10 protein-coding genes are annotated in these 10,150 nt (G+C 51.1%); 2 read left to right on the top strand and 8 right to left on the bottom strand.

Annotated elements, in window-relative coordinates:
- Window positions 1–179 precede the first annotated feature (179 nt).
- The 7 genes from ABD892_RS13290 to ABD892_RS13320 form a co-directional block, all read right to left on the bottom strand.
- Window positions 180–971, bottom strand: coding sequence for an outer membrane protein OmpK (locus tag ABD892_RS13290; protein ID WP_345196253.1), 792 nt, complete (start codon window positions 969–971; stop codon window positions 180–182).
- 185 nt (window positions 972–1,156) lie between these two features.
- Window positions 1,157–1,864 carry a purine-nucleoside phosphorylase gene (deoD, locus tag ABD892_RS13295; protein ID WP_345196254.1) on the bottom strand — a complete coding sequence of 236 codons (708 nt, stop codon included), beginning with the start codon at window positions 1,862–1,864 and terminating at the stop codon, window positions 1,157–1,159.
- Window positions 1,865–1,918: 54 nt separating this feature from the next.
- On the bottom strand, window positions 1,919–3,166 hold the full coding sequence (locus tag ABD892_RS13300; protein ID WP_345196256.1) for a phosphopentomutase: 1,248 nt from the start codon (window positions 3,164–3,166) through the stop codon (window positions 1,919–1,921).
- A gap of 49 nt (window positions 3,167–3,215) precedes the next feature.
- A complete protein-coding gene (gene deoA, locus ABD892_RS13305; protein ID WP_345196257.1) occupies window positions 3,216–4,553 on the bottom strand; it encodes a thymidine phosphorylase in 1,338 nt (445 codons plus the stop codon).
- Window positions 4,554–4,587: 34 nt separating this feature from the next.
- Entirely contained in the window at window positions 4,588–5,361 is a 774-nt protein-coding gene (gene deoC, locus ABD892_RS13310; RefSeq protein WP_345196258.1) for a deoxyribose-phosphate aldolase, read from the bottom strand.
- Window positions 5,362–5,419: 58 nt separating this feature from the next.
- Entirely contained in the window at window positions 5,420–6,643 is a 1,224-nt protein-coding gene (locus ABD892_RS13315) for a NupC/NupG family nucleoside CNT transporter (protein ID WP_345196260.1), read from the bottom strand.
- A gap of 466 nt (window positions 6,644–7,109) precedes the next feature.
- A complete protein-coding gene (locus tag ABD892_RS13320; RefSeq protein ID WP_345196261.1) occupies window positions 7,110–7,514 on the bottom strand; it encodes a hypothetical protein in 405 nt (134 codons plus the stop codon).
- Between the two features lie 262 nt (window positions 7,515–7,776).
- On the opposite strand from ABD892_RS13320, the gene ABD892_RS13325 reads away from it, so the two are divergent.
- A complete protein-coding gene (locus ABD892_RS13325) occupies window positions 7,777–8,043 on the top strand; it encodes a hypothetical protein (protein ID WP_345196262.1) in 267 nt (88 codons plus the stop codon).
- Window positions 8,044–8,046: 3 nt separating this feature from the next.
- Here the strand turns inward: ABD892_RS13325 and ABD892_RS13330 are convergent, their stop codons facing one another.
- Window positions 8,047–8,913, bottom strand: a complete 867-nt coding sequence (locus ABD892_RS13330; RefSeq protein ID WP_345196263.1) for a substrate-binding periplasmic protein — start codon at window positions 8,911–8,913, stop codon at window positions 8,047–8,049.
- Between ABD892_RS13330 and ABD892_RS13335 the strand changes: the two genes are divergently transcribed.
- Window positions 8,912–10,060 carry a radical SAM protein gene (locus ABD892_RS13335; RefSeq protein ID WP_345196264.1) on the top strand — a complete coding sequence of 383 codons (1,149 nt, stop codon included), beginning with the start codon at window positions 8,912–8,914 and terminating at the stop codon, window positions 10,058–10,060. The two genes, ABD892_RS13330 and ABD892_RS13335, sit on opposite strands and share 2 nt — an antisense overlap.
- The last annotated feature ends 90 nt before the right edge of the window (window positions 10,061–10,150 follow it).

Consider the following 10,150-nt stretch of genomic DNA (forward strand, 5'->3'; position numbering starts at 1 on the left):
CAGGCGGTAATGGGAACATGGGGATGAGCTTAGGCGGCAGAACGTGAAATCGCCTTATGTACCGGTTTTTGAGTACTTACCGCAACTGTAAAGAATGATGATCTAAAGTGTCGGAGAGAAGAAGAGACAGGTAGGAGCGATCAGACCACTAAAATAGCGGTCTGATCGTAAGAGAACTATCAGAAATTATACTTCAGGGTATAAATCATAGCGTTCTGATAGGCGTCAGGCGTACCCAGCTTGTTCTTGGAGTAACGGTACTGAACACCGGCAGTGATTTTCTCGATCGGGTGCCACCACAGGGCAACAGCACCGTTTTGGCCAACTTTGCCTGCGGATTTGCCGACGTAGTTTTCTTCCAGATAATCTTCATCACGGTCAAAGGTCATTTCATGCCAGTTGCTGACACTGAATTTCTCGCCGCCCAGGTTGAAGTTATAACCGGCAACCCAGCCCATCATGTAACCGTTACGGCCATTGTATGCATGGCTTTTGACCCATGCCGGACCGATAAACGGCTTGATCCAGAAGCCGGAGTCATTGGCATAGCGGTAACCCAGACCTACGATACGGTCCTGTTCACGGCTGCGGTAGCCGTCGTCACGGAAGTCATAGATGTGACCGTACAGGGTGAAGTTAGTGTCGCCCAGGTAAATATGTGTGGTGCCCTTGGCGGCAGTACGCAGGTTCTTGGAACCATCCTTTTCCTTGGTGTCGTTGGTCGGGTTCTCTACGTCGAAGAAACCGTACACTTCACCCCAGTTGAAACCGGCACCACCTTCTACTTCCAGGAAGAAGAAGTCTTTTTTTGCAGCATTGTCAGCAGTACGGTTCTGGGTGCCCTTGGACCAGTCCAGATAGTTGATGCTGACATTACCGAAACCATACACCATTTCAGCATTGGCGGCTGTGGCTGACATTGCCCCCAGAACTACCGCAGCAGCGGCAACTACGTTCTTGCGAATACCCATTTAACTACTCAATCCTAATGTGTTGTTACAAACTCAAACAGCAAATCAAGTCCGTCAGGCAACGGCTGTTTTGTTGCTCTGATTACCATGACGGTTATTGGTTTGGCAGCTCCGGCCATTGGGGGCGACATAAACTGTCGTCTTGTCGGCCTGCCATCCTGGCAGGCCGGCTAGTCGGGTGATGATCAGGCGATCACAGAATCCAGCGTGATTTCGATCATCTCATTGAATGAATTCTGACGGTCATCAGAGGACATCTTTTCACCGGAGGGAATGACATCGCTCACGGTGCAGATGGTCAGTGCCTTGGCGCCGAATTCAGCGGCGACGCCGTACAGGCCAGCGGCTTCCATATCAACGCCCAGTACGCCGTGCTTGGCCATAACCTCGAACATCTCCGGTTCCGGGGTGTAGAACAGGTCGGCGGAAAACAGGTTGCCGACACGTACCGACAGTTTATGGGCGCGGGCTGCGTTGACCGCTTTTTCCAGCAGGCCGAAATCGGCAATAGCGGCAAAGTCATAGCCACGAAAACGGATACGATTAACGTTGGAGTCAGTGCATGCGCCCTGTGCGATGACGATATCGCGCAGTTTGACATCGGTGCTCACGGCGCCACAGCTACCGACACGGATGATGTTCTTCACACCGTATTCGGTGATCAGTTCCTTGTAATAGATGGATGCCGAAGGAATGCCCATGCCGGAACCCATGGTGGAGATCCGCATACCTTTATAGGTACCGGTGTAACCCAGCATGTTGCGTACATTGGTCACTTCTTCTGCATTTTCGAAGAAGTTCTCGGCAATGTATTTTGCACGCAGTGGGTCGCCGGGCATCAGAATCGTTTCAGCAAAAGCCCCGTCAGCTGCATTGATGTGTGGCGTAGCCAATTGGTTATCTCCCTGATAGCCCGTCGTCAGTCCGGGCGTTGTTTATTACGTTGATCAGGCCGTTTCGGGCATGATGTCGGGTAAAAAGCTGGTGCCATGATCCATGGCTGGCAGATCGAAGTAAGCTGCCAGTGTCTGGCCGATATCTGCAAACGTTTCACGGACACCCAGTGAGCCGGGTTTTACATTAGGACCGTAAATCAGTACCGGCACATGTTCACGGGTATGGTCAGAACCGTGCCAGGTCGGGTCACAACCGTGGTCGGCTGTTAGTATCAGGATGTCGTCTTTCTCAAGTAGCACCAAAAGCTCAGGCAAACGACGATCAAAGTATTCCAGCGCTTCGGCATAACCTGTGACATCACGACGATGGCCATAATGCATGTCAAAGTCGACGAAGTTGGTCATTACAATGGTGCGATCACCTGCCTGGCGTACTTCTTCCAGCGTCGCGTCAAACAGTGCTTCCAGACCCGTTGCCTTGATCTTTTTGGTGATGCCCTGGTGTGCATAGATATCCGCGATCTTGCCGATGCTAACGACCTCGCCCTCGTCGTTGGCCAGTTTTACAAGCACGGTAGGGGAGGGCGGCGACAGCGAATAATCACGACGGTTACCGGTACGCTCGAAATCGCTGCTATTGGTGCCAGTGAAGGGGCGAGCAATGACCCGGCCGATGTTATAACCTTCCAGCAGTTCACGGGATACTTCACACAACTTCAGTAGGCTATCCAGGCCGAAGGATTCCTCGTGACAGGCGATCTGCAGGACGCTGTCAGCCGAGGTATAGAGAATCGGCTTGCCGGTGCGCATATGCTCTTCACCCAGACGAGCAATGATTTCAGTGCCTGACGCATGACAGTTGCCGAGAATACCCGGTAGATCCATGGCTGCAATGATTTTTTCCAGTAGCTCGGGTGGGAACGTGTTTTCTTTTTCGGTGAAGTAGCCCCAGTCAAACAACACTGGAACACCTGCCATTTCCCAGTGACCACTGGGTGTATCCTTGCCGCTGGAAATTTCGCAAGCCGGTGCATAGGCGCCGGTGATGGCCACATCCGTGGACATACCTTCAGGGAAGTGACCGGTACAGGCTTTGGCGGCATGCAGCAGGCCAAGGCTGGCCAGATTCGGCAGGTGAAGAGGACCCTGTCGACCATTCTCCGCCTTGCCGGCAGCACAAAGTTCGGCGATATGGCCGAGGGTATCGGAGCCGGTATCACCAAATTTGTCTGCATCCGGGGCGGCACCGATCCCGAAAGAATCCAGTACCAGCACGAAGGCTCGTTTCTTTGCTGTCATATTCAGGCTCCGTTTACGTCCTGTCTGCTGCATGGTTTACCCGGGACGATCATATTGCGCAATCCATAGGGGTAATACGGCGATACACTTCAGGCATTGATTCAGGGGCTATGTCGCCGATACTCACTGAGGCTCGAACCATGTCGGCTGCCTGTTGCCAAGACTGCTCGTCTCTGGCGTGAATCATGGCCAATGGAGTCTCTTTGTTGATGACCTGTCCCAATGTGCAGATATCGCTCAGGCCGACGCTGTAATCAATGGCGTCAGCAGCGGTTTTGCGACCACCTCCCAGTTGTACCACAGCCAGTCCCATGCCGCGGGTATCCATGCTGTTAGCGTAGCCTTCGGTTTGCGCAAATACCGGTTTAATAATGCTGGCTTTTGGCAGGTATTTGTCGTGATTCTCGACAAAATCTGCAGGGCCGCCCAGACCTGTCACCATGCGGTTGAAGATGTCTGCGGCCTTGCCGTCATCCAGAACGACTTGCAGTTTGTCCCGAGCTTCGGACTGATCAGCAGCCAATCCCCCGGAAACCAGCAATTCCGCAGATTGTGCCATAGTGATTTCGTGCAGCCGCGGGTTACGGTAGGCACCTGTCAGGTATTGAACAGCTTCACGGACTTCGACGGCGTTTCCTGCAGTCGATGCAAGGCACTGGTTCATGTCAGTCAGCAGTGCGGTTGTTTTCACGCCTGCGCCATTGGCGACGCTGACAATGCTTTTCGCCAGCCCTTCAGACAGTTCATAGGTTGGCATGAAAGCACCGCTGCCGACTTTCACATCCATCACCAGTGCATCCAGTCCTTCTGCCAGCTTTTTAGCGAGAATGGACGCAGTAATCAGGTCAATGGATTCAACGGTGGCGGTGATATCGCGAATAGAGTAAAAACGTTTGTCTGCGGGAGCTAGTTCACCGGTCTGGCCAATAATGGCGACACCGGTTTCCCGTACGACTTTCCGGAACAGTTCTTCTGATGCAGATGTCGTATAGCCGGGAATACTGTCAAATTTGTCGAGTGTTCCACCGGTGTGACCCAGGCCTCGGCCTGAGATCATGGGTACGTAACCGCCACAGGCCGCAACCATAGGCCCCAACATCAGGCTGACGACATCGCCGACACCGCCGGTGGAATGTTTGTCCAGAATGGGGCCGTTGAGGTTTTCACCCGACCAGTCCAGCACTTCGCCGGAGTCACGCATGGCGCAGGTCAGGGCTATTCGTTCGGGCATCGACAGCCCGCGGAAGAAAATCGCCATTGCCAATGCGGCAATCTGACCTTCAGTGACACTGTTATCGGTGATCCCGTTTACGAAACTACGGATCTCACTTTCTGACAGTGTTTTTCCTTCACGCTTATTACGAATGACTTCCTGCGGTAGAAACATGGCATGATCTCCTGTGCCAGACTGGCGGTTATGCTCAGTAGCTCTGCTTGTCGATGTTGCCTTCACGCAGACCCAGGGCAATCAGCAGGTTGCCCAGCAGGCTGCTGGCGCCAAAGCGGTAGTGATCTGGGGTGATCCAGTCAGCGCCCATAATCTCTTCCGCCAGCTGCAGGTGCTCTGCCGCTTCTTCCGTGGTACGGATGCCGCCGGCGGGCTTGAAGGCCACGTCACGACCACTGTCGCGTATCGCTTCCAGCATGATGCGGGCGGATTCGAGTGTGGCATTAACCGGAACCTTGCCGGTTGAGGTCTTGATGAAATCGGCACCTGCTTCAATGGCGATCTCACTGGCGCGACGAATCAGTGCAGGATCTTTCAGTTCACCGGACTCGATAATCACTTTCAGCTTAACGGTATCACCACAGGCGGCCTTGCACTGCTTCACCAGTTCAAAACCAACGTCGGTGTTGCCAGCAATCAGTGCGCGATAAGGAAATACGACATCGACTTCATCCGCACCATAGGCGATGGCGGCACGTGTTTCTGCAACAGCAATGCTGATGTCGTCGCCACCGGCCGGAAAGTTGGTCACGGTCGCCACTTTCATGTGATCCAGACCCAGTTCACGCAGGGTTTTCTTGGCAATGGGAACAAAGCGGGGGTAAACACAGACAGCCGCAGGGGTGCCGGCATCGGTTTTAGCTGAACGACAGAGGTCAATCACCTTCTGATCGGTGTCATCGTCGTTCAGGGTAGTCAGATCCATCAGGGTCAGCGCAAGCTGGCTGTACTTGGAAGTATCGGTCATCGGTCAGTTTCCTGATAAAGGTCAGGCCCCGCAGAAAGTTGTCTGCGGGGCATTCCAATTATAGTGCGAGGAACAGGCCGGCAAGAGCGGCGCTCATCAGGTTGGACAGGCTGCCTGCAGCAACAGCCTTCAGACCCATTCGGGCAATGTCCTTGCGGCGTTCTGGTGCCATGACACCCAGGCCGCCCAGCAGAATTGCGATAGACGACAGGTTTGCAAAACCGCACAGTGCAAAGGTTACGATAGCCTGTGAGTGTGGAGTCAGGCTGTCTTTGATGGCAACGAAATCGACATAGGCGACGAATTCGTTCAGTACCAGCTTCTGACCGATCAGGCTACCAACCTGCAGTGCTTCAGAGGATGGGATGCCCAGCACCCAGGCGATTGGGGCGAATACATAACCCAGGATCTGTTGCAGGGACAGGGCTTCAAGGCCAAAGATGCCACCGATTCCACCGATAATGCCATTCAGCAGGGCGATCAGTGAGATAAAGGCCAGCAACATAGCGCCTACGTTAGCAGCCAGTTTCATACCGCTGGCAGCACCGCTGGCAGCAGCGTCAATCACGTTGGCAGGCTTGTTCTCTTCGTCTTCATCAAGGTGTGCGTCTTGATTGACTTTGTCGAACTCGGTTTCAGGCTTGATGATCTTTGCCATCAGCAGACCACCGGGGGCAGCCATGAAGCTGGCGGCTATCAGGTACTTGAGCTCAACACCCATGCTGGCATAGCCGACCATTACCGCACCGGCAACCGAAGCCAGACCGCCAACCATAATGGCAAACAGCTCAGACTGGGTCATTTTTGAAATATAGGGACGAACCAGCAGAGGTGCTTCTGTCTGACCGACAAAGATGTTCGCTGTCGCGGAAAGGGATTCTGTACGGCTGGTGCCCAGTACTTTCTGCAGCAGGCCACCGATGACCTTGATGATCAACTGCATAATGCCGAGGTGGTACAGAACAGCCATCAGGGAGGAGAAGAAGATGATGATGGTCAGAACGTTAATGACGAAGATAAAGCCGAGCTTGAACTTGGCCAGATCGCCAAAGAGGAAGCCAATGCCTTCATTACCGAAGTTGATGACATGCTGAACACCCTCAGCAGCGCTGGCAAGCGCGGTCTGGCCAATTGGAATGTAAAGAACAAAAGCACCCAGAATAGCCTGAAGAATGAAGGCGCCGCCGACAGTGCGAAGGCGAATAGCCTTGCGGTTATCCGACAGTAGAAAAGCGATTCCCAGCAGACATGCAATGCCCAGCATGCTGAATAGAATTTGCACGGTTTGTCCCCCTGACCAACATGGCCGGTTTAATCACAGTAAATGGTTGCGCCGATCTGGGAGGAAACGAGGTATCGCAATCCCCCACAAACAGCCGGTCATATCGCCAGCACATCAGCCTGTCGATGAATGCCACTCCGAGAAGCCCAATGACGTTTTGTCTTAGGCAACGCTTGTCATTTGTTGCGGTTTTTTGTTGGGGTTTTGTTGCAATTGCGGCGAATGGTAAGTGGGGTATTCTGTTGAGTAAATAAATAAAAATCGCAAGACAATTCAAAAAAATTGAAAGCTGTTGATCGTTAGTGATCATAATTCAACAAATGTTGATTTTTTGCTGGGAGTGGTGGCCTTTAATTGTTCAAAAGCGCCCAAAAATAAACATCCTAATTAAGGTGGGTTTACCCGTTATTGCTGCATCACTTTGGGTGGTGAGACTATCGTCACCACCCGCATTATGGATATTGAGTTATTCGGTTCTTGCTAAGGGGCGTCCCGCTTTCTGGGTGGTGGCAAGTTCTCTGATGGGTTGCTCGTTAACCGTAAGCTGCTTGGCTTCTCCCTCTGCTATGACACGGACGGTGGCGGGGCGATCGTCGGGAATATTGACGGCAAGTACGATGCCGTTGAGGCTGAGTTCCTGATCCGCCAGGCGAATAACATGGTTATCCATACGGATACTGCCTTCTTCACCGGTAAAGCCACATTCGCCGTCGAGTCTGTTGCCTTCTGTGCGTGTGGATCGGGAAAATGTCTGCCCCCTATCGGAGGAAACTGAGCAGAAACCTGAGGAGGAGTGTGAGCCGCTGAATGTAGTATCGCAGCCAGTGATTAGCAGTGCCAGGGATGTGGTTAGTAACGTTATTTTTTTCATGGGTTCAGGCCTGTCTGTTCTGCTGTACATGCACCGGTGAAGATGTGGTTCACGGGCTTGGTGCGTGGACAGTCGTTATATATTTGTTTTTGTGATAACGGACGCCTGCGATATGTGCTTTTTACAGCTTTCGCACGAACAGGTGCAATTATAACTCTATTAAAGGGCGAATGGATATGTTGTCTGGGTCTTAGGGATGACTGCTTTGTGTAGGTGGTAAAGCTACACTGTAATTAAGCGCATGCTATCCAGGGAGCAGTTTATGAAGGATACGCAGAAACAGCGTCTTATGGACGGAATTGAAGCCTTATATCCAGCCGATGCAGATTGTCCCCGCACTGCTTTTATTGGACAGATCATGCTGCATAATGCCCTTGAAAACACAGTTTACAACTGGCGAGATTTACCTGCACCTGTTCTGGCTCGCTATCTTGCCATCTGTGAGGATTACGAGTTTCAGCTTAGTCGGAATCCTGAAGAGGCGGAAAGCTTTCTGCCTGATTATCTTAATAGAAATGGTAATCTTTGAATTCTATTCGATGGGTGAATATGTCATGCCTTTCTGGTCAAGACTGTAGCCCATCCATTTGTACAGGCTGTCGTTGAAAATTGTTGCAGCCTCACCGCTTTTGATTAATGCTTGAATCGTGATTGAGATATCTTCAAGTGGGATATTGCAGTCCAGCGCGTTAGAAACGCCGGCATACAAATTAAATGTTGCGATGTCGATAGGGGTTTTTTCAAATTTACCTTCCAGATCCAATAGGGAGACGAAAAGATCGCCTTGGATGTCTGGGTAGATAGCGTAGTCTACGCGTCCAACTTCAAGCATTTTAAGTCCCTGACGGGGGCGGGTTGTACGCATAACGTGCAGGTTGTCATCAGCAAACTGGTTAAAGTCATCGCCAAATGTCAGTCCTCTTGGGGCTACGCCACGCAGCATTGTTAGATCATCCCAAGTTTGAGGGTGATGTTCCTTGTCACGTTTTACGACGACAGCATAGGTTTGCTGGTAAATAGCGGGTTCTATAAATATCGTATGATCCGCCAGTTCACTGTTTCGAGTCATGGCAGGAATGACGTGAATTAAACCTTTTTTGAAATGGCTGAGTACCCGGTTATAGCCGCCCAGATGATCGGTTTTAACTTCAATATTGTGTCTCTTAAACGCTATCTCAAGCAGTTCTTTGGCTGCTCCGTGTATTTCCAGATAATCACTCCATACCACTGGTGGGAAATCTGGAGGTCCGGACATTGTCACGCTATGACACGTTCTTGCGCCGACGTTAGATGACGCAAAAATCAATGCGATTGAAAGCAAGGCAAATCGGATAATCAGAGAGCGCATGGTGGGTTGTTTTGTTATTGTACTTTTTTTGTCGAGCCAGATGTTTAACATGATTGTTTTGTTCTGGCAATTTTGTGGATGTATTGCAGGCATCATGTTGTCAGTTGTCAAAAAGAAAAATGGCTTGAAGCTGGAGTGTTCTGAGCAAGGCGTATCTGTAAGGTTGGATGGGCTTGGCTATTGGTGCAGCTACCGCAATGGTGATGCATTTTATCGGCGATGTATTGATGGTTGTGTTGTGAGAGGGCACGAGACGCCTGCTGTATTATCACCGGATCAGGCTGATAGGTTGACGTCGGCAGTATTATCTCTGTTGATGTCAACTGTTGAGTCAATGAGTTCTAAGGTTGGAGGGGAGAGCGCTATAGATCAGCAAGCTTTTGAGCTGCTGCTTTGCGCGTCTCGTCTCCATCTAAAAGATTATTGTGAGAGATCCTGTTTGGGAGGTGCGGCCTATCCAGAACCCGTTCCCATTCTTCCACCTGATCGTTATGGTGATATTGTCATACAGCCAGCAACGGGTTGTCCCAATAGCCAGTGTTCGTTTTGTGCTTTTTACCAAGGTAAGCGCTTCCAGGTTTTGAGTGGTGAGTCGTTAAAACAGCATGTCAGTCAGGTAAAAGCGCTATTGGGTTCAGGTTGGGGAGGGCGTGATGGTGTATTTTTAGGCTCTGCCAATGCACTGGCGCTTTCAACCCGTCGTTTGTTGTCGGTGTTGCAGCTGGTCTGTGATGAGGTTGGTGTAATTCGGCGTGGTGTTGCTGCTTTTGGTGATGCGGATTATGCGCCTGTGCGTCAAGCGGGGGATTGGGTTTCGCTTGCAGAGCATGGTCTGCGTCAGGTGGTCTTTGGTTTGGAAACTGGTGATGGTGTATTGCGTGAGCAGCTCGGCAAATCACGTGATTTGCTACCGACTCGGCGAATGATAGAAGAGCTAAAAATGGCAGGTATTCGAATCGGAGTAACGATTCTTGCTGGCGTTGGTCAGAATTCGCATGTTGAAAAAACGCTGTTATACGTAAAGCATTTACCATTAGAGGCAAAGGATATTATTTATTTGTCTCCTCTTGAGGGAGAGGGTGTGCATGTTAGTGCGCTCATCGCTAATCAGTATGATGAATTACTGTTTGGGCTCCGTTCTATTACTGATGCGCAGGTTGTCCCTTATCAAATGAAGCGCTTCTTCTATTATGCATAACATTCTTTGTCCTTAAATCCCGCTTAACCTTGGGAATGTGAGCAAGCTGGCCGTACTTTTGGCAACAGAGTACAGTTTTTGCACAAAACG

Source organism: Kistimonas scapharcae (assembly GCF_039540975.1).
GTDB classification, from domain to species: domain Bacteria; phylum Pseudomonadota; class Gammaproteobacteria; order Pseudomonadales; family Endozoicomonadaceae; genus Kistimonas; species Kistimonas scapharcae.